Genomic DNA, 17,939 nt, shown 5'->3' on the forward strand with positions numbered 1-17,939 from the left:
TGGCCTCCCTGAGACCTTGAGGCGTCCGGAATGAAATGCTGCGTCTGCACAGTGCTTGTCGGTGGCTATGAGCACCTCAACGAGCAGCCGGTCGCTTCGCGCTCCCAGCTACCCTTCATCTGCCTGACCGACGATCCCGCGCTGCGCAGCGAAAGCTGGGACTGCCGCGTTGTCGAACCGCTGTTTCCGCAGGATCCGATACTAGCCAGCGCAACCTGAAAATCCGCCCGCATGTCCATTTGCCTGACTACGACTGCTCCATCTACATCGACAACTCCGTGATCCTGAAACGGCCCCCCCGAACGAATGCTGGAGCTGATCCGGTAATCGGCTTCCTCGTCGCACCGCATTCCTACCGGGAAACGGTACTGGATGAGTTCCTGGAGATGGCGAGAAAAGGTTCTGACGACGCCTCCCGCATTTTCGAGCAGCTCAACCACTGCACGCTGAGCTGCCCCGAAATACTGGAGGAGCGCCCATGATGGACAGGCATGATGATCCGCGACCATCGTTCGGCGCGCGTCACTTCCATGCTTGAAGCCTGGGCCTTCCACGTGATGCGCTACTCGCGCCGGGATCAGCTCTCGATGAACGTGGCGTTTCGGTCGGCCAGCTTCAGCCCAATGGCATGGGCCGTGGACAACAGGGAATCCGACCTGCATCTCTGGCCACATACGGTGGGACGGAATCGCGACCTGGGTTCCCGCAATCCGGCGATCAGCCTGATGCCCGCAGCCGCCCGCGTGCGGCGCATGGAGCTGAAAGAGGCCGCATGGACCGCGCAGGAGCATGCCTATCGCGCCGAGATCGAACGGCTTAACGCGAAAGCCGAGGCGCGCAAACCGCCCAACCGATTGCGCAGGCTGGGCGAAAAGCTCCTTCGGCTGCCCGACAGGCGCACTGGCAGCCGAACGCCAGAAGAAGCCGTCGCGCTGCCGGTCCGTGTCCGCGCGCCTGGCAGCGCGTGGATTCATGTCGACCCGCTGGACCGTCGCGCCCAGAAACTGATCCAGTCCGACGGCAATCTCAATCCGCCCGCCCTGTCTGCCTGGCATCTGCTGCTGCAGCAGCATGCCTGGACGCATGTCATCGATGTCGGCGCCAACTATGGCGAGATGCTCGTCAATGGCGGCCTGCCTTCCGGGGCAAGCATTATCGCGGTCGAACCCAATCCGGCGATCCGCCCCTATCTCGAACGAGGCAGGGCTGCCGGCGATCATCCTGGACGCTGCGTTGTCCGACAAGGAAGGCCAGGCCGCGCTTCACGTCGACCCAAACTGGTCAGGAACGGCTCGTCTCGCCAAGCCCGGCGACAACGGCGCCTTGCCGGTGCGGACGACCACGCTCGACCGGGTCCTTCGCAGCTTCGATGCAGGTCCTTCGATGATGCGCGTGCTGGTCAAGCTGGATGTCGAAGGAGACGAGGCAAACATCCTGCGCGGTGCGCTGGCCATACTGCCAAGCCTCGGCGAATTCGCGGCGCTGGTCGAGATCCTGCACGTTGCGCCGGCCGATCTCGTCTGGCTGGTCGAGCATTTCGAGATCTCGCTGCTCGACATGCAGCCGGGCGGCGGGCTGGTGAGGCCCCCGCCACGGCAGCTCGGTGATATGCTGCGTCCGGGCGCTACCACACGCAGGATGCCGTGTTGCGACGGCGCAGGTGAAGCGCACCAGACAATTCTGTCTGGCAATTCCCCGGTCCGGAATCCCGTACCGTTCCGGCTTCGCAGACCGCCCCCCGAAAAAGGTCCCCTCTCCTGTCTCCCGCTGCTGCTATGCCTCGAGGTTGCGGTTGCGATCCTGCCAGAGTTCAAGGGTCGCCAGCACCGCCACCGCGATGCCGAGGCCGATGTGCCAGCTGCGCAGAGCGCCGCCATATTCGAAGACGAACGGCTGCACCACCATCCAGACGCCGCAGAACAGCGACAGGATTTCTTCCCAGCGCCGCAGGAAGATCTGCTCCAGTCCGGACAGAACGACGATCGCAGCACCGACGAGCGCGGTGACCGCCATCATTGTCGGCATCTCGGTCACGCCGAGCCACATCGGCGAGACGATGATCGCGGCGCCGAGGATCATCGACACGATGTCCTCCCAGCGCCGATGCCGGGTGAGCCCAAGGGGCTCCATTACGTTTAGCGTTGCCATGATGAAAAATCCTCTTTGGCTACGTTCGAGTTAAGCTCGAGCGCCCGTGAGGACTATGTGCGTGCCAGTCGAACTCCTCAGCGGGCGTTCTCGCACTGGGAATATTATCTCAGATATCGGTAAGAAATTCAATGAAGCGCCGGTGTCGCAGGCTACCGCGTCCTATCCGGCCATTGTCGACCTTGGCTGGCTCAGCAATACTGGTCGTGGGGAACTCAGGCTGGAGGGAAAATGCCGCGCGTCATTGCAATCGGGCTAGACGGGATGGACCACGACCTCGTCGAGCGGATGATCGGCGAAGGACGCCTACCCAACCTCGATCGGTTGCGGCGCAACGGCATTGGCCTCAAGCTCGATCATGGCCGCGACAAGCTTTCGGGTCTCGCCTGGGAACACGTCGCCACCGGGCTCGCGCCATCCGATGGCGGCCGCTGGTCGGCGGTCCGTTACGATCCGGCCACCTATGACGTCCTGCAGGAAGAAGTCACTGCCGCTTCCTATCTGCCGGGCATCGGCCGCAAGGTGGTGGCCTTCGACTTGCCCTATTGCCGCCTGGGCGACAGTGGCGATGTCCTCGGCCTCGCCGCCTGGGGTGCGCATGATCCCGGCGTCGAGGCCCATTCCAATCCACCTGGTCTCGCTGCCGAAATTGCCGGCAGGTTCGGCCCATACCCCGCCCCGGAATGGATCTACGGCTTCTGCTGGCCTTCCGCCGCGAAAACCGAAGCGGCCGCCGCCGCCCTGATCGCTGCAGTCGAAAAGCGCCGCGAGATCGCGCAGTGGCTGCTGCGCGAGAGGCTTCCCGACTGGGATCTGGCGATCGTCGTTCCCTCCGAGGCACACTCCGGAAGCGAGCCGTTCTGGCACGGCATCGATACCGAACACCCCCTCCATCATCACGCCTCCGCAGTCCCGGCAAGGCGAGGGATGATCGGCATCTACGAAGCGCTCGACCACCTGGTCGGCGACCTCGCCGACACCTTCCCCGACGCGACGGTGCTGGCCTTTTCCATGCATGGCATGGGCATGAACGAGGGCGACGTGCCCGCGATGGCGCTGCTGCCGGAGCTGCTCTACCGACGCAGCTTCGGCAAAGCCTATATGCGCGACCTCAAGCCTGCGGCGCGCCTTGCCGACGGCACGCCGCTGCTCGGTGAGCATGAGGGTTGGGAGCCGACGCTGCGCAAGCTCGCTCCATGGCCGGACAAGCCTGGCCCCATTGCCCGCGCGCTGGTCAAGGCAGGCATAGGCAGGCGGCGCGACGCCGAATCGCTTCGCCGCCAGCGGGAGCCTCGCGGCATCGGCTGGATGCCCGCGACGCGCTATCGCGGCTTCTGGCCTGATATGGACGCCTTTGCCATTCCAGCCTTTTACGACGGACAGATTCGGCTGAACCTGCGCGGCCGGGAAGCATCGGGAAAGGTGGCGCCCGAACGCTATGATGCACTCCTCGACGAACTTGAATTGCTGCTGTCGCAGTGCCGCGATCCGCTGAGCGGCGACCCGGCGGTGCGCGAAACCTTCCGGGCTGGCAAGCCACCGTTCGAAATCGGGCCACATGAGGCCGATCTCTACGTCCTTTTCCGCAAGGGCCTTCTTGGCATGACGCATGAGCGACTCGGCACCGTCGGTCCGCTGCCCTGGCGCCGCACGGGTGGCCATACCGGCGACTGGGGGTTCATCTTCGGTGCCGGCCCGGGCCTCGAAGCCGGCCGCTCGGGCACCAGCAGTTCCTTTGACGTCGTGCCGACGATCCTGGACCTGTTGGGCGTATCCCCGGATCTGGCCCCCAGCGGAAAGACACTGCTCAGAGATCCGGTCTGACACCGGCCTTTCCTGCCAGCTGCGCCGCCTTGACGAACAGCTTTAGCCATTCCCGGGGCTCCATCCTTGTCCGCGCCCGCCGATAACGGCGAAAGGCCCTACCGGCCTTGAGCCGACCCAGAAGCGACGCCGGGTGCGCGGACATTCGCTGCTGTGCGTCGGCGTGAAAATACCCCCACAGCCAGACCTCGCTCTGCCGCTCCGGTCCGATGAGATGGTCGACGATCGCTTCGGGAACCCAGCACCCGTGGTGACCGGCGGCAATTGCGGCGCGCATCACAGCGATCTCCTCGCCGCCGGCGAACGGGCTGCCTGGCCGCCGGCCAAGCTCGGGATCGAAGCGAAAGCGGCGCTGGGCATCGGTCACCATGCCGTAGTTGGCGCCGAACGGAAGATCGGCGTCGACGTCGGCAAAGACATCGGCTGTGGCTCGCCGCCGGGCCGCATAAGCGCCCTCCACCACATCTAGCCCGGCCAGCAGCCAGGCGGGCGGCTCTCCGTCCAGGCGCGGAACGATCACGCCGCCAAAGATGCTGCATCGTGGCGATGCGGCCATGGCGGCTGCATAGGCACGCAGGAAGCCGGGCCGCACCAGGGCGTCGTCGTCGAGCCAGACGATCAGCCGTCCGCGCGCCTCATCAATGGCCCGGTTGCGGGCGTGGGACAGCCCGCCCCGCGGCTCCGCGACGACGACCATCGGCAGTCGGTCGGCGAAACGCTCCGCCACCGGCACTGTGTCGTCGCTGCAGTCATTGGCCACAACCACGATTTCGAAGCTGGAGCTCGGCTTTTCGGCCGCGGCGAGTGCGGCAAGGCATCGCAAGAGCAGCGGCGCCCGGTTGCGGGTGCATATCGCAATCGTCATGCCGATTTCGGTCAATTGCCCCTCGCACCCAATACCGACCGGACCGGCCACGCCTTAGCGAGCCTATTCTTAGCGGCTCGGCGCCCAGCTGCAATTGTCTGACGTGTTGTCGTCCGGCAGTGCAACCGTTCGTTTCACCTGCCGGGGCGTCTGAGCCACAAAAACGCGACACAACCGGCCAACGCCGTCACGATCCCGATCCAGAACCACTCTGTACGCCCTGTCATGAAGCTGCCGCCGAGCAGGCCGGCGCCTTGCAGAATCCAGACGATGCCTATGACGACCGCGAGTCCCGCCACGATGTTTGGCAATAACTTCATTTCGACACAGCCTCCCTGTTGATTATCTTCACAACGCTCGCTTGATTCTTGATATTTCTTTCCTTCTGAAAGTATCATCAAGAAGTTTTTCGCCAGCGGCGAATCCAGTGATTCAGCGATGAACTCGTCGCCCACTCCGCAATTATGAAGATATTCCTTCCTTGCGTCCCGAACGGGCCTGACAAACTGTTACCTTGAGACTCCAAACGTGTGCGCTCGCCTCGGAACTGCCCGATGCTTGCCGCATTCGCTGCCACATTTCGGGTGAAACCGCTCCGTGTGTTTATCAACAGAGCGTTAACCAGAAGATGAAGAACCGCGCCAAGCCCGCGATCGCGGCGGCCACCCTCGCCGCCGGCATGATGATAGCCCTCACCGGCACCGCTTCCGCCCAGTGCGGCAAGGCGTCCTGGTATGCACTGACCTCGAAGACCGCTTCGGGCGAACGCATGAACCCATCGGCCATGACCGCGGCGCACCGCTCGCTTCCTTTCGGCACCAAAATCCGCGTCACCAACCAGAAGAACGGCAAGAGCGTCGTCGTCCGCATCAACGATCGCGGCCCATTCATCAAGGGCCGCGTGCTCGACCTGTCCAAGGGCGCAGCCCAGCAGATCGGCTTCGTCAGGTCGGGACATACGTCCGTCTGCATGCAGCGCACCTGACGGTTGCGCTGCCAAAGACGCGGCGCGCCTCTAACCGATGCGCCGCGCCGCCGTCTCGGCCATCGCCTCGGCGAGGCTGAGCTGCCACTCCGTCCGGCAATAGGCGCGGAAATCGAAGCAGGGCAGGCCCGGGCAGACCTCGAATTCGATGAGGTGCACGGTGTCGTCGGCCTCGACGCGGAAGTCGAGCGAGAAGACATCGCGCAGGCCGAGGCCCGCCACCAGCCTTGCGGCGATCCGCCGGATGCGCTCGGCCGCGCGCGGCTGCAGCGACGCCACCTGCACCAGTCCCGGCTCGACATACTTCCCCGCTTCCCTGGCTGCCGCGCCGGTGTCGCCATAGAGCGCCATACTGTCGGCCATGGTCTGGAAATCGCCACCTGAATCGACAAAAACGATGCCGAGCGCCTCGGGCCCAACTTCAGGATCGACCGCCAGGAAGCTCGCCCGCACATTGCGGCCCGCGACATAGGGCTGGACGATGACGTCGTCGCGGTAGGCGTCGAACACCCTGCGCCCGAGCGCAAACGCCTCCGTGACGTTGGCGATCCGCGAATCCGCCCAGATGCCGATCTTGGCGCCGAGCCGGTTCGGTTTGACAAAATAGCCCGACGAAGACGCCGGCGGTTCGACCAGCCATTCGCCGCCGCGCACGAGGCCCGCCGCCGGCACCGGCAGGCCGAGAGCCGATAGCACGGAACCGGCACGAAACTTGTCCTGGCACAGCGCAAACAGGCTGTCGTCGGCGCCGATGGTGCGCAAGCCGTTCAGCCGGGCAAGTGCCGGTGCGGCACCGCCACGGAAAAAAGCGATGCCGTCGGTCAGCGTCCACACTAGGCTGGCGCCACGGTCAACTGATGCCAGCACCGCTGCCGCATCGTCCAGTTCGACGGCGCGAAAATCGAGGCCACGCCTGGCGCATGCTTCATCTAGGGCGCTGAACTCCGGCACCATGTCGGTCGACTGCGCCAGATAGGACGAGATCTCCATCGCCGCCTGGGCCGAGAAGCCGTCATCGAGCAATCGCTCCGAACACGCACGCTCCGGCTCATGGACGAGAAAAAGCGTCGGTTTTTGTCCGGCCATCGGCACTGTTCCTGCATACGGGCGGCGCGGAAGCACTTCGCCGGTGCACGACAATGGCATCCCCGTCGTCTCAGGCTTGCCGGAAAACCGACCTGTTGCCATAGTCCGGGCGACAAGGCCCGCCAGTTGAAGGACTGCAGAGCAGGCGCTTGCCGCGCCTCAGATCAGTACGTTCGGCTCATGCCGACCATTGACCTGGATGTCGAGCAGGAAGGTCTTGCCGGCATGCGGATCCGCCCGGCGCGCTTTGGCGCTCATGCCTTCGGCCGCCGAGGTCACCGCCATCCGGTCGGCGGCGTGCCCGACGAAGGCCGGGCACGAGGTCTGCACCGCCGGCACTGGCACGCTGCGCACCAGCTTGCCGTCGGGCGCATAGGCGTCGACGCGGCCGCCGCCCCAGCTGGCGTTCCACAGCACCCCGTCGCGGGCGACGACCGAGCCGTCGATGCCGCCCCTGTCGCCGCGCCGATCAACGAACAGCTTCGGCTCGCCGAGCGGCAGACCGGTGTCGGCATCGCAGTCGAGGCGGTAGAGCAGGTTGACCGCCGTGTCGGTGTAGTAGGCGGTCTTGCCGTCCGGGCTGAAGCAGATCGAATTGGGAATGCTGATCGCCGGAAAAAGCAGCCTGAGCTCGCCACGGAAGAACCAGTAGATGGCGCCGGCACCGGCCTCGGCCTTCTTGCCCATGGTGCCGAACCACAGCGCGCCGCACGGATGCACACGCGCGTCGTTCGAGCGCGTGCCGGCATTGGCGGCTTCGACCGACATATGCAGCTTGAGCTTGCCGGTCGTAGCATCGCGGACATGCAACCCGGTTTCGGTGAGCAGCAGCTGGCGCTCGCCGTCGATCGTGGCGATCGCGCTCGCCATCTCGTCCAGTTGGTGGATGCGCGTCTGCCCGCCGGACAGCTTCTTCTCCAGCATCCGGCTCGCCAGTATGTCGAACCAGTAAAGCGTGTCGGTGGCGGGATCGTAGGTCGGGCCCTCGCCGAGCTCGCAGGCCTCGTCGGACAGGATGCTGGCCGCCATGTCAGGCACCCTTGCCGATGGCGTCCCAGCCGGCCACTGCCGCCCGGGCGCGTTCGCCGACGTCGGCAGCACTCATGCCGGGTTTGTAGAGGCTGGAGCCGAGCCCGAACAATTGCACACCGACCTTGGCGTAAGTGGCGAAATCGACCTCGGACACGCCGCCGACGACACCGACCTGCGTCTCCTTGGGCAGCACGGCACGGATCGCCGAAATGCCGCCTGGCCCGAGCACGCTCGCCGGGAAAAACTTCAGCGCCGAGGCGCCCAGCCGCAGAGCCAGGAACGCGTCGGTCGGCGTCATCACGCCGGGCATCGTCACCATTTTGTGCGCACCCGCGCGGCCCATCACCTCGGCATCGATGTTGGGGCTGACCAGCAGCCGCCCGCCGGCATCGTGAAGCCGATCGACATCCTTGGCCCACACCACGGTGCCGCCGCCAACCAGTGCCGCAGGCAGCGCCCTGGCCAGGATCTCGATCGAGCGGAACGGATCGGGCGAATTGAGCGGCACCTCGATCGCCTCGATACCGGCATCGAACACCGCCTGGCCAACGCCAAGCGCCTCCTCCGGTTTCAGTCCGCGCAGGATGGCAACCAGCCCGCGGCCAAGCTCGGGGAACGGTGCAGTCACGCTCATTCAGCCACTCCTTCAGCCAGCATCCCATTGCGGCGGGCAGCGGCCACCAGGCCGGCCAGCACCGCTTCATCGGCATCGGCGATCGTCACCGCAATGCCGGCGAGGCGCATCGCCTCGGCGTAGAGCCCGCCCAGCGCGCCGGAGACGACAAGCACGACAGGCGTTTCGCGCCGGCCGAAGCGCCTGACCGCCGAGGCAACCTCGGCGCCGATCAGCAGGCCCGAAAGTGCCGCTGCCGCATCCTCCTGGCCGAGTCCGGAGAGCAGGCCGGCGGCGCGGATGCCGAACAATCTCGCGCCGATGTCGCCGTCGGACAGCGCTTCCCCGCACCAGTCGCGGAAGACCTTGCTGTCCGGCGACACCTTTGCCGGCTTGTCGCCGATCGAGTGGCGCAGGATCGAATGCTGAGCCAGCACCGAGAACATCTCGCCGGTCGGCCAGGTGCCGAAACCCTGGATGGCGCCGCCCACGGCGGTCACCCATTTGCAATGCGTGCCGGGCATGCAGACGAGATGGCTGCCCGCTCCGATCAGGGCGGCAATGCCGGCGAGCTGGGTCTCCTCGCCGCGCATGACATCGGGCGCCCGCGGGTCGCGCTGGGCCAGTCCCGGCACGATGCGGACGTCGCGGCCGGCACCCGACACGGGCACGGCGGCGCCCAGAATGTCGCCCAGCGACGACGGCACGTCGACATAAGGCGCCTCGACCCAGCCCTGGCGCGCACCTGCCATGCCGCAGACGATCGCCGGCAGGTCCTTCGCAGCGCCCATGTCCTGCAGCTGCCTGTCGAGAACCGTGGCAAAACCCTTGTGCTGCGCCGTGAGCAAGCCCTCGTCGCTGCGCCGTTCGTCCAGCACCGCGCCCTTGGCGTCGAGCAGCCAGACACGCAGCCTGGTCGTGCCCCAGTCAACGGCCGCTATCGTAGCGGTAGCACTCACAAGATACCTCCATCGACGATCAGCGTCTGTGCCGTCAGCATTTTCGACGCGTCCGAAGCCAGGAAAAGCACCGGCCCGACCATGTCTTCCGGCAGCATCATCCGCTTGATGCACTGGCGCGAGATATGCGCCTTGAGCGACTTCTCGCTGACCCACAATTCGCGCTGCCGCTCGGTGATCACCCAGCCCGGCGCCACCGCATTGACCCTGATGTTGTCGGGGCCGTAGCGCCCGGCAAGCCCCTTGGTCAGGCCAACGATCGCAGCCTTTGCCGCCGTGTAGGCCGGCATGGCGCCGATGTTGAGCATATAGGAGGTCGAGCTGAAATTGATGATCGAGCCGCCGCCGGCCTTGACCATGCCCGGCGCCACCGCCTGGATGGTGAAGAAATGCGGCCTGATGTTCACCGCCTGGTTCTCGTCCCAGCTCTCGGGAGTGACATCTGATACCTCGTGGCGCAGGTCGTTGGCAGCGTTGTTGACCAGAACCGTCACCGGGCCATGCTCTTCCTCGGCCCGGCCGACGGCCCGGCGCAGCTCCGAGATGTCGCGAAGGTCGGCGCGCAGATAGAGCGGCCGGTTGCCGGTCGCCTGCTCGATCTCGTCACACAGCTCCTGGCTCGGCTTCAGCGCGATGTCGATGAAGGCGACCTTCGCGCCCTGCCGGGCAAACGCCTCGGTCAGCGACGCACCGATACCGGTGCCGCCACCAGTGATCAGCACCGACTGGCCCTCGAGATCAGGAAAACGTGCCGATGGCATCATGATCTTTCCCCTCGCCTCGCCCACTTCCCCCAAAGCCGGACATGCCCACCGTCATAGAGCAAGATCGCAAGAAGTGAGAACCGGTTTTCGGAAAAGATCGTGCTCGCTCACGGAAAATTCGGAGCATCCTCCCGGAACCTCGAACGGGAACAGTCTATCACGCCATGCTCCCGGACCGGCGCCCCGACCTTGTGTTCGCGACGGGTGCAGCTCAGCCACCGCGCGACGCGAGAAGTGATGTCAGGACATGGCGGTCAGACCGCCCGGGCGAAGCTCCCGCCGCGATGGGCTTCGCGTAGATAGCCGAGCGTGGCGGCGGCGTCGGCCGGACGGCCGAACAGATAACCCTGCCCGCCGGCACAGCCGAACTGCGTCAGCCGTTCCGCCTGCGCCTCCATCTCGATGCCTTCGGCGACGACATCCATGCCGAGGCCTTCGCACATCGCCAGGATGGCGCGGATGATGTGTTCGGACGGCCGGTCTTCGAGGATCGAGGCAACAAAGGCGCGATCGATCTTGAGCTTGTCGAAGCGGAATTCGCGCAGGCGCCCGAGCGACGATTGGCCGGTGCCGAAATCGTCGAGCGAGACACGGATGCCGACGCGCCTGAGATCCTCGACGATCTTTTCGGCCGAGGCGGGATCGGTCATCAGGCCGGTTTCGGTGATCTCGATCTCGAGGCGGCGCGGGTCGAAGCCGGTGCGCTCGAGGATCGACAGAATGTGCAGGCCGGTGTTCTGGTCGACCAGCTGCGACGGCGACAGATTGAATGACAGGAACATTTCCTTCGGCCAGCTGCGCGCCGCTTCCGCCGCCTTGCGCAGCACCAGCTGCGACAGCGGGCCGATGATGCCGCGCTCCTCGGCGATCGGAATGAAGACTGCCGGCGAAACGAAGCCGAGGTCGCGGTCGGTCCAGCGTGCCAGCGCCTCGAAACCGATGGTGCGGCGGCTGTTGAGATCGACGATCGGCTGGAAATGCGGCGCGACATCGCCGGCGGCAACCGCACGGCGCAGCGCCTGCTCGATGCGGGTGACGCGCTTGGCCGCCTCCTCCATCTCGCGGGTGTAGACGACGACGCGGCCGCGACCCGAGCGCTTGGCGTGGTAAAGTGCTGTCTCGGCCTTGCGCACCAGCGTCTCGGTGGTGTCGTCGCTCGAATGGAACAGCGAGCAGCCGACCGACGCCGACAGGCGCGCCGTGCGCTCGCCGACATCGTAAGGTGCCGACAGGATTTCGATCAGCATGCGCGCTTTCTCGGCCGCCGCATCCTCTGAGAACACCAGCGGGTAGAGGAAGGCGAACTCGTCGGCGCCGATACGCGCCACCGCCGAATAGCCATCGCAGGCGGCGCGCAGCCGCATCGCCACCTGGATCAGGATGTCGTCGCCGGCGCGGTGTCCGAACAGGTCGTTGATCGGCTTGAAGCCGTCGAGATCGAGGATGCCGACGGTGAACGGCGCCGGGTCCTCGGCGCGGTCGCCGATCAGCCTTTCGACCTTGTCGAAGAAACGACGCTGGTTGCCCAGCCCGGTCAAGGCATCGGTGAAGGCCAGATCCGCCGTTTCCCTGTCCGAATGGCTGACGCCGATAGGCATGCTTTGTCTCTGTTCTGCTAATATTTGCAACTGTTGCAGCACAGTGCCAGCAAAGCGTTTAGGAATTGTATTCAATCAGCTTGCCGTCCGGATTTCGACACGGCGTCGAAACCGGTTTCAGCGATGGCAATCCGGCGCTGCCAAAATGCTGGATCCAGGCGCCAGTCAGCCATCAAATTGACGCGCAAGCTAAGCGCCTTGCCCGGCCACGTCGCGCTTGCGGCCACACAATTGGCTCATCAACCGGAGCGCGATCGCGGCAAGGATCAGTGCCATGTAAGGCCAGTACATTCCCGGGTTCAGCACCGCCCGGCGCCCGAAATTGACGACAAAGAAGACAGCCAGGAACCAGGCGCCACCGCCGTGGATGATGCGCCAGGCTTTCGGCCCGATCGCGGCAGCCGTCCGGTCGAACGACGTTGCCGCCATCAGGATGATGGCGAGATAGCCGGCGCCGCCGGCGATGAAGGCGGCGGGCGCCGTGAGCTCGTCGAACAGCACCGGGTCGAGCTGCGACAGGGCGATGATGGCGGCGGCATGGACGCCGTGCGAAAAGGCGAAGGCCAGGCCGAAATGGCGGCGGTTCGCCCTGATCCAGCGCGACATGGCCGATGGCCAGAGCCAAGCCAGGCTCGAGGCGGTGAAGGCGAGCACGAACAGCATGAGTGAGGTGCGTGCGGTGAGCCTGATCACCACGCGCGCGCCGTCGACCGGATCGCCTGCCAGGCCGGCAGCAGCGCCGCACGCCGCCAACACGACCAAGCCAAGCCAGGCTGTCAGCCGCCAGCCGCTGGGCGGCCATCTCGAGGTGCTTTCGGGCCAGACCCGCATGATTTTTCCTCCTATGTAATCACTGCTTACATTCGGTTGCAAAGAACTGTCAAGTCGATGTTTACGCCGCTTACATTTCGGCCCGCCGACCGCTACTAGAAGGCATGACCAACTCTTCCCGCGCGGCGTATCATCACGGCAACCTCGTCGAGGAGCTCATCGCCGCCACCATCGGGATGATCGAGGAGAAGGGCGTCGACGCCGTTTCGGTGCGCGAAGCCGCAAAGCGCGCCGGCGTTTCGCCTGCGGCCCCGTTCCGCCATTTCGCCAACAAGACAGCTTTGATGACGGCGGTGGCCGAGCAGGCGATGGGCCGCTTGACCTTGTCGGTCCAGCATGAGCTGTCGGCGACCGGCGACGCCGACCCGGTCGAGGGCCTGCGCGCCATCGCGCGGGGCTATCTCGCCTGGGCGCTCGCCAATCCGACGCATTTCGACGTTATCGCCTCGCGCACGTTGATCGACTTCCACGGCTCGCCGAAACTGACCGGCGAAACCGAGGCGATCCGCCTGGTCATGCTCGACCTGATCGCCCGCGGACAAGCGTCTGGCCGAATATCTGCAGCCCTTGCCCCCGACGCGTTGATGCTGTCGGCGCGCGCCTTCATCTATGGCCTGTGCCGGATGTGGATCGACGGCCACTTTGCCGAATGGCATGTCGAAAAGCCGGCCGGGCAGGCCATGGCTGAAGCGGTCGAGCTGTTCATCGACATGATCGGCGGGCGCCATGCGACGAACCTCTCCGGGACCTAGCATCGGCCAGCCGATGCATCGGGTGAACTTGTTCGCACCCGCCGCCATTGCATAAGGACGGCAAATTGCTACATCCTCGTCACCGCAGAGCGCGACCGGAGCCCGGCCCGCGCGACAACATTACCGAAAGCCGCGCCGGAGACGTCCATGCCGCTCAAGATCGCCGTCCAGATGGACCACATCTTCACCGTCAACATCGCCGGCGACACGTCGTTCGCGCTGTCGCTGGAAGCCCAGCGACGCGGCCACGAACTCTACCACTACACTCCCGACCGGCTGTCGATGCGCGACGGCAAGGTCTTTGCCCGGATCGAGAAGCTCGGGGTCCGCGACGTCAAGGGTGACCACTTCACCCTCGGCGAGCCCGTCCGCACCGACCTGTCGGAGATGGACGTGATCCTTTTGCGCCAGGATCCGCCCTTCGACATGAACTACATCACCACCACCCACATGCTCGAGCGCATCCACCCCAAGACGCTTGTCGTCAACGACCCGGCATGGGTGCGCAACAGCCCGGAAAAGATCTTCGTCACCGAATTCGCCGACTTGATGCCGGAGACGCTGATCACCAAGGATCCGCAGGAAGTGGCCGCCTTCCGCAAGGAGTTCGGCGACATCATCGTCAAGCCGCTCTACGGCAATGGCGGCGCCGGCATCTTCCACCTGCACGAGGCCGACCGCAATCTGTCGTCTCTGCTCGAGATGTTCGGCCAGCTGTTCCGCGAACCCTACATCGTCCAGCGCTACCTCAAGGACGTGCGCAAGGGTGACAAGCGCATCATCCTGATCGACGGCGAACCCGCCGGCGCCATCAACCGCGTGCCGGCCGAGCACGATGCCCGCTCCAACATGCATGCCGGCGGGCGGGCCGAGAAGACCGAACTCACCGAGCGCGAGCGCGAAATCTGCGCCCGCATCGGCCCGTCGCTGCGGGAACGCGGTTTCATCCTCGTCGGCATCGACGTCATCGGCGACTACATGACCGAGATCAACGTGACCTCGCCGACCGGCATCCGCGAGGTCAAGAAGTTCGGCGGCGCCGACATCGCCGCGCTGTTCTGGGACGCGGTGGAGAAGAAGCGGGCGAAATAGCCCCTTTCGCCTGCGGCGACATCACGACCCACGTCGATGAAGTTGACCAGCATGGAGGCAAGACAATGGAACTGAAGCGCGGTCGTTTGATCGACCATCTGCATTTGCGCACCCGCGACCTCGCGGCAAGCAAGCGGTTCTATACGGCCGTGCTTGGCGTCCTGGGGATTCCGATCATCGATGGCGGCGCGCATTTCTACGCCGACGAGCTGTGGGTCGACGCCGGCGAGCAGTCCAGCCGCGTGCATGTTGCGTTTCAGGCTACCGACCGCAGTGTCGTCGACCGGTTCCACGCCGCAGGTCTTGCTGCGGGCGGCAAAGACAATGGCGCGCCCGGCGAGCGCGCCTATCATCCCGGCTACTACGCAGCCTTCCTGTTCGATCCCGATGGCAACAACATCGAAGCCGTGTTTCACGGCCCCGCCAACCGCTCGGTCGACGCGGTGACGATCACCTGGGCTCCATAACAAGGACAGCGTGATACCGTCGGTGCCTGCCGCCGGCGGAGATGGCTGCAACTCCGCCTTCAAGCGCCGCGCCCCTGACGAGGGGACGCTGCAAAAGGCGGCCTGCAAGGCCCCCTGGAGTCGCAGACTTACCCCACCTGCAACCACCTCAGGCCGCACAGCGTCGCGATTGCCATGACCGCGCAATAGGCGGCGAGCGGCCAGGCTGTGTCGCCGCCGAGCATGACCACCGCCAGCGTGCCCATAAGGCCGACGATCAGGCTCTGAACGCAGAAATAGAGCGCCACCGCGGTGCCTGCGGCATCGCCGAACGCTTCGAGCGCGCCATTCGCCGTCACCGCGCCGGCAAAGACGATACCGATGGCGATCACCCACATCGGCATGATGAAGGTCGCGAAGGAGGGTTGGCCGAAAAGCTGGCCAAGACAGAGCAGCACTGCGCCTGCGAGCAGCATCGCCATGCCGCGCTTCAGGCTGCCGGGTATCCCCCAACGCGCCACGAACAGTTTGGCGAAGCGCGTGGTGACGATCATGGTCACCGCCGCGGTGGCAAAGGCAAGGCTGAAGCCGAGCTGCGAATAGCCGGCGCGATCGATGAGCACGCGTGGCGCCGTCGAAAAGAAGACGAAGAACGCCCCCATCGCGGCGCTGAAGCCGAGCGTATAGACGAGGAAGGCCGGGCTCTTGAGGATCGCCCGGAAGGCGGGGCGCGACTGGGTCGTTTCGGGCCGGGTCTCGTGCCAACGCAGAAGCGCATTGACCATGGCCAACACGGCGAGCAGGCCGAGCGTGGCGAAGATCGCCCGCCAGCCCAGGCCATGAGCAATAAGCGCGCCGGCGATCGGGCCGAACGCCGGTACGCAGGCCAGCATGGCGCTGAACAGGCTGTAGATAACAGCACCTTCCGGCCGCTCGGCATAGGCGTCGCGTACCGTGGCGAAGGTGGCGACGAGTGCCGCGGAGGCGCCCAGAGCCTGGACGACGCGCAGGGCGACGAACAGCGGCGCCGAGCTGGTGACGGCAAGCAGGAACGAGGCGGCAGCAAACAGCAGCACGCCGCCAAGCAGCACCGAGCGGCGGCCGATCCTGTCGGAGATCGGGCCGAAGATCACCTGCCCGAGGCCGAGCACGATCATGTAGAGGCTCAGCGTCAGCTGGACGACGTCGGGCGTGGTGGCGAGGATTGCCGGCATCTCCGGCACCACCGGCAGGTAGATGTCCATGGCCAACGAGGCCAGGATGTCGAAGGGCGCCATCAAAAGCAGCGCCGCGGGCAGGGAATGGCTCCACGTGGGAGAGTTTCGATTGGGCATGACTATTCATCCGCACAAATGAATTTCATCTGGCGGCGATCTGCCACTTCGCTTGTCGATTACATCGGCTGGATGTCAGGAAACGATTTCCAGCAACCGCGCCGGACCGATCAGTGATCAGGAAATGAGGGGGCAGGGCGCCGCAACAACGTCTTGGTGTTGTTGCGGCCTACCTGTCTGCGGACTTGGCTGTACCCATGTTCGTCTCGCGGAGAAGCGCGGTGGCGTCTTGATTGGCTCGCGGCTTCCTAGCAGCCCGCCTGGCCCGGAACAACCCCGGGCCTCGGAAGGACGCGGCTCGGGCGGCCCCGCCGAAAAACCAGCTCGCCAGCAAAGCGCAGTCGCGCCTCAGGCGGCGCGCGGGTTTCTCACCGCGGCGGCCTCGGTCGCCTTGAAGATCCGGAAGGTGTTGCGACCCGCTGATTTGGCGGCATAGAGCGCGGTATCGGCTCGCACCAGCAGATCCGAGGGGCTGCACACTTCATGAATCGCGATGCCGATCGAGGCGCCGAGCTTCAGGGCCCGGCCGCCGTGGTCGACCGGTCTGCCCAGCCTGTCGATGATCTGGCGCGCCAGTTCCGAGATCGCCGCAAGCTCCAACTCCGGCCCCACCAGCACGGCGAACTCGTCGCCGCCGATGCGCGAGACGAGCTCGACGCCGGCGCAGGCGTTTTGCAGACGCCGGGCTACTTCCTTCAGGCACTCGTCGCCGGCGACATGGCCAAAGGTGTCGTTGATCTGCTTGAAGCCGTCGAGGTCGACCAGCAGCAGCGCTCCGAGCGGAGGCCGATCGTCGGCATCGGCCGTCAGCTCCGCCAACTTGGTCTGGAACCGGCTGCGGTTGGCGAGCCCGGTCATGACGTCATATTCGGCGAGATAGCGGGTCTGGTCGGCCAGAATCTTCTCTTCGGTGATGTCCTGCTTCATGCCGAAGATACGCACGGCAACGCCATCCTCGCATTCGACGCTGGCAGTGATGCGGATCCAGCGGCGATTGCCCTTCGCAGTCACGATCTCGGCGTCGAGGCCGAAGCCGGTGCGCTCCGCAATGCCCTTGCTGCGCTTGGCATGCAGATCGATGGCGGAAGCCTCGGTGTAGCATTTGACGATGTCCTCACGGACGAGCGGTGCTCCACGCGGCAGGTCGAACAGATCATAGACCACGTCGGTCCAGTGCAGCGCCTGGTCGGCGAGGTTGCATTGCCAGACGCCGATGCGGGCAGCGGCCGAGGAGCGGTCGAAAATCTTCTGGCTGTGCGCCAGCGAGGCCGCTTGTTCGCGGATCAGCGCCGTCTGCGCCTCAAGCCTTGCCTCGAGCCCCGCGATGATGGCGTCGCTCTGCCTGAGAACGGCCCGCCGCCGTATGTGCCGCGATGACGGACTGCGCATGTGGATAGCCCCTGTTTCGGGCAGAGCTTCGCGCGGCGGCGCTTAATATTCCCTCTCTCTAATGCCGCAATGGCAGATTGCTGCGCACAAGGGTTAACGTATCCCGAACGCACCATGCCGACGTGCATGTTCTTGAATTGTTCTTGCGCACCTTTGCAATCTATGCTTGTCTTTGGCTGAGGCTTACGCAGGCGAGGGGCCGCCTGCCGGAAGCAACGTGC

General features: G+C 65.3%; 19 protein-coding genes. 5 read left to right on the forward strand and 14 right to left on the reverse strand.

Annotated features, from left to right (window positions below; all coding sequences use genetic code 11):
* Positions 1-65 precede the first annotated feature (65 nt).
* The 3 genes from IG197_RS14265 to IG197_RS14275 form a co-directional block, all read right to left on the reverse strand.
* A complete protein-coding gene (locus IG197_RS14265) occupies positions 66-1,220 on the reverse strand; it encodes a hypothetical protein (RefSeq protein WP_192312722.1) in 1,155 nt (384 codons plus the stop codon).
* A gap of 61 nt (positions 1,221-1,281) precedes the next feature.
* Entirely contained in the window at positions 1,282-1,536 is a 255-nt protein-coding gene (locus IG197_RS14270) for a hypothetical protein (RefSeq protein WP_192312725.1), read from the reverse strand.
* A gap of 237 nt (positions 1,537-1,773) precedes the next feature.
* On the reverse strand, positions 1,774-2,148 hold the full coding sequence (locus tag IG197_RS14275; protein WP_067955652.1) for a hypothetical protein: 375 nt from the start codon (positions 2,146-2,148) through the stop codon (positions 1,774-1,776).
* Positions 2,149-2,379: 231 nt separating this feature from the next.
* On the opposite strand from IG197_RS14275, the gene IG197_RS14280 reads away from it, so the two are divergent.
* A complete protein-coding gene (locus tag IG197_RS14280) occupies positions 2,380-3,972 on the forward strand; it encodes an alkaline phosphatase family protein (RefSeq protein WP_192312728.1) in 1,593 nt (530 codons plus the stop codon).
* Here IG197_RS14280 and IG197_RS14285 read toward each other — a convergent pair.
* Entirely contained in the window at positions 3,956-4,852 is an 897-nt protein-coding gene (locus tag IG197_RS14285) for a glycosyltransferase family A protein (RefSeq protein WP_067955656.1), read from the reverse strand. The genes IG197_RS14280 and IG197_RS14285 overlap by 17 nt on opposite strands.
* A gap of 119 nt (positions 4,853-4,971) precedes the next feature.
* Positions 4,972-5,292 (reverse strand): hypothetical protein, encoded by a 321-nt coding sequence (locus tag IG197_RS36210; protein ID WP_246765152.1) that lies wholly within the window; start codon positions 5,290-5,292, stop codon positions 4,972-4,974.
* 173 nt (positions 5,293-5,465) lie between these two features.
* On the opposite strand from IG197_RS36210, the gene IG197_RS14295 reads away from it, so the two are divergent.
* Positions 5,466-5,822: a septal ring lytic transglycosylase RlpA family protein gene (locus IG197_RS14295; RefSeq protein WP_067955657.1), complete on the forward strand. Its 357-nt coding sequence runs from the start codon at positions 5,466-5,468 to the stop codon at positions 5,820-5,822.
* Between the two features lie 30 nt (positions 5,823-5,852).
* On the opposite strand, the gene IG197_RS14300 is transcribed toward IG197_RS14295, so the two are convergent.
* The 7 genes from IG197_RS14300 to IG197_RS14330 form a co-directional block, all read right to left on the reverse strand.
* The gene (locus IG197_RS14300; protein ID WP_192312731.1) at positions 5,853-6,908 is read right to left on the reverse strand and encodes a D-alanine:D-lactate ligase-like protein; all 1,056 of its coding nucleotides are present in this window, start codon (positions 6,906-6,908) and stop codon (positions 5,853-5,855) included.
* 159 nt (positions 6,909-7,067) lie between these two features.
* Positions 7,068-7,937 carry an SMP-30/gluconolactonase/LRE family protein gene (locus tag IG197_RS14305; RefSeq protein ID WP_192312733.1) on the reverse strand — a complete coding sequence of 290 codons (870 nt, stop codon included), beginning with the start codon at positions 7,935-7,937 and terminating at the stop codon, positions 7,068-7,070.
* A gap of 1 nt (position 7,938) precedes the next feature.
* The gene (locus IG197_RS14310; protein ID WP_192312735.1) at positions 7,939-8,574 is read right to left on the reverse strand and encodes a 2-dehydro-3-deoxy-6-phosphogalactonate aldolase; all 636 of its coding nucleotides are present in this window, start codon (positions 8,572-8,574) and stop codon (positions 7,939-7,941) included.
* Complete coding sequence (locus IG197_RS14315; protein WP_192312738.1) at positions 8,571-9,512, reverse strand: 2-dehydro-3-deoxygalactonokinase; 942 nt, start codon at positions 9,510-9,512, stop codon at positions 8,571-8,573. Before IG197_RS14315 ends, IG197_RS14310 begins: the two co-directional genes overlap by 4 nt.
* Positions 9,509-10,276: an SDR family NAD(P)-dependent oxidoreductase gene (locus IG197_RS14320; RefSeq protein ID WP_192312741.1), complete on the reverse strand. Its 768-nt coding sequence runs from the start codon at positions 10,274-10,276 to the stop codon at positions 9,509-9,511. Before IG197_RS14320 ends, IG197_RS14315 begins: the two co-directional genes overlap by 4 nt.
* 254 nt (positions 10,277-10,530) lie before the next feature.
* The gene (locus IG197_RS14325; protein ID WP_067955669.1) at positions 10,531-11,874 is read right to left on the reverse strand and encodes a bifunctional diguanylate cyclase/phosphodiesterase; all 1,344 of its coding nucleotides are present in this window, start codon (positions 11,872-11,874) and stop codon (positions 10,531-10,533) included.
* Positions 11,875-12,063: 189 nt separating this feature from the next.
* Positions 12,064-12,705 carry a ferric reductase-like transmembrane domain-containing protein gene (locus IG197_RS14330; RefSeq protein ID WP_192312744.1) on the reverse strand — a complete coding sequence of 214 codons (642 nt, stop codon included), beginning with the start codon at positions 12,703-12,705 and terminating at the stop codon, positions 12,064-12,066.
* Between the two features lie 104 nt (positions 12,706-12,809).
* On the opposite strand from IG197_RS14330, the gene IG197_RS14335 reads away from it, so the two are divergent.
* The 3 genes from IG197_RS14335 (at position 12,810) to IG197_RS14345 (ending at position 15,016) form a co-directional block, all read left to right on the forward strand.
* Positions 12,810-13,457, forward strand: a complete 648-nt coding sequence (locus IG197_RS14335; protein ID WP_192312747.1) for a TetR/AcrR family transcriptional regulator — start codon at positions 12,810-12,812, stop codon at positions 13,455-13,457.
* 147 nt (positions 13,458-13,604) lie between these two features.
* Positions 13,605-14,549: a glutathione synthase gene (gene gshB / locus IG197_RS14340; RefSeq protein WP_192312750.1), complete on the forward strand. Its 945-nt coding sequence runs from the start codon at positions 13,605-13,607 to the stop codon at positions 14,547-14,549.
* A 65-nt stretch (positions 14,550-14,614) separates the two neighbouring features.
* Positions 14,615-15,016 carry a VOC family protein gene (locus tag IG197_RS14345; protein WP_182574473.1) on the forward strand — a complete coding sequence of 134 codons (402 nt, stop codon included), beginning with the start codon at positions 14,615-14,617 and terminating at the stop codon, positions 15,014-15,016.
* Between the two features lie 128 nt (positions 15,017-15,144).
* Here the strand turns inward: IG197_RS14345 and cml are convergent, their stop codons facing one another.
* Positions 15,145-16,329 (reverse strand): CmlA/FloR family chloramphenicol efflux MFS transporter, encoded by a 1,185-nt coding sequence (gene cml / locus IG197_RS14350; protein ID WP_192312753.1) that lies wholly within the window; start codon positions 16,327-16,329, stop codon positions 15,145-15,147.
* A 348-nt stretch (positions 16,330-16,677) separates the two neighbouring features.
* Positions 16,678-17,718: a sensor domain-containing diguanylate cyclase gene (locus IG197_RS14355; protein WP_192312756.1), complete on the reverse strand. Its 1,041-nt coding sequence runs from the start codon at positions 17,716-17,718 to the stop codon at positions 16,678-16,680.
* Between the last annotated feature and the right edge of the window lie 221 nt (positions 17,719-17,939).

Source organism: Aminobacter sp. SR38 (assembly GCF_014843375.1).
Classification (GTDB): Bacteria; Pseudomonadota; Alphaproteobacteria; order Rhizobiales; family Rhizobiaceae; genus Aminobacter; species Aminobacter ciceronei.

Bases quoted from the DNA above. Each gene is read 5' to 3' on its own strand.
- IG197_RS14310 (WP_192312735.1), bottom strand. From the start codon at position 8,574: ATGAGCGTGACTGCACCGTTCCCCGAGCTTGGCCGCGGGCTGGTTGCC.
- IG197_RS14295 (WP_067955657.1), top strand. From the start codon at position 5,466: ATGAAGAACCGCGCCAAGCCCGCGATCGCGGCGGCCACCCTCGCCGCC.
- IG197_RS14300 (WP_192312731.1), bottom strand. From the start codon at position 6,908: ATGGCCGGACAAAAACCGACGCTTTTTCTCGTCCATGAGCCGGAGCGT.
- IG197_RS14265 (WP_192312722.1), bottom strand. From the start codon at position 1,220: ATGATCGCCGGCAGCCCTGCCTCGTTCGAGATAGGGGCGGATCGCCGG.
- IG197_RS14280 (WP_192312728.1), top strand. From the start codon at position 2,380: ATGCCGCGCGTCATTGCAATCGGGCTAGACGGGATGGACCACGACCTC.
- gshB (WP_192312750.1), top strand. From the start codon at position 13,605: ATGCCGCTCAAGATCGCCGTCCAGATGGACCACATCTTCACCGTCAAC.
- IG197_RS14355 (WP_192312756.1), bottom strand. From the start codon at position 17,718: ATGCGCAGTCCGTCATCGCGGCACATACGGCGGCGGGCCGTTCTCAGG.
- IG197_RS14330 (WP_192312744.1), bottom strand. From the start codon at position 12,705: ATGCGGGTCTGGCCCGAAAGCACCTCGAGATGGCCGCCCAGCGGCTGG.
- IG197_RS14345 (WP_182574473.1), top strand. From the start codon at position 14,615: ATGGAACTGAAGCGCGGTCGTTTGATCGACCATCTGCATTTGCGCACC.
- cml (WP_192312753.1), bottom strand. From the start codon at position 16,329: ATGCCCAATCGAAACTCTCCCACGTGGAGCCATTCCCTGCCCGCGGCG.
- IG197_RS14275 (WP_067955652.1), bottom strand. From the start codon at position 2,148: ATGGCAACGCTAAACGTAATGGAGCCCCTTGGGCTCACCCGGCATCGG.
- IG197_RS14335 (WP_192312747.1), top strand. From the start codon at position 12,810: ATGACCAACTCTTCCCGCGCGGCGTATCATCACGGCAACCTCGTCGAG.
- IG197_RS14325 (WP_067955669.1), bottom strand. From the start codon at position 11,874: ATGCCTATCGGCGTCAGCCATTCGGACAGGGAAACGGCGGATCTGGCC.
- IG197_RS14320 (WP_192312741.1), bottom strand. From the start codon at position 10,276: ATGATGCCATCGGCACGTTTTCCTGATCTCGAGGGCCAGTCGGTGCTG.
- IG197_RS14270 (WP_192312725.1), bottom strand. From the start codon at position 1,536: ATGCTCGACCAGCCAGACGAGATCGGCCGGCGCAACGTGCAGGATCTC.
- IG197_RS14305 (WP_192312733.1), bottom strand. From the start codon at position 7,937: ATGGCGGCCAGCATCCTGTCCGACGAGGCCTGCGAGCTCGGCGAGGGC.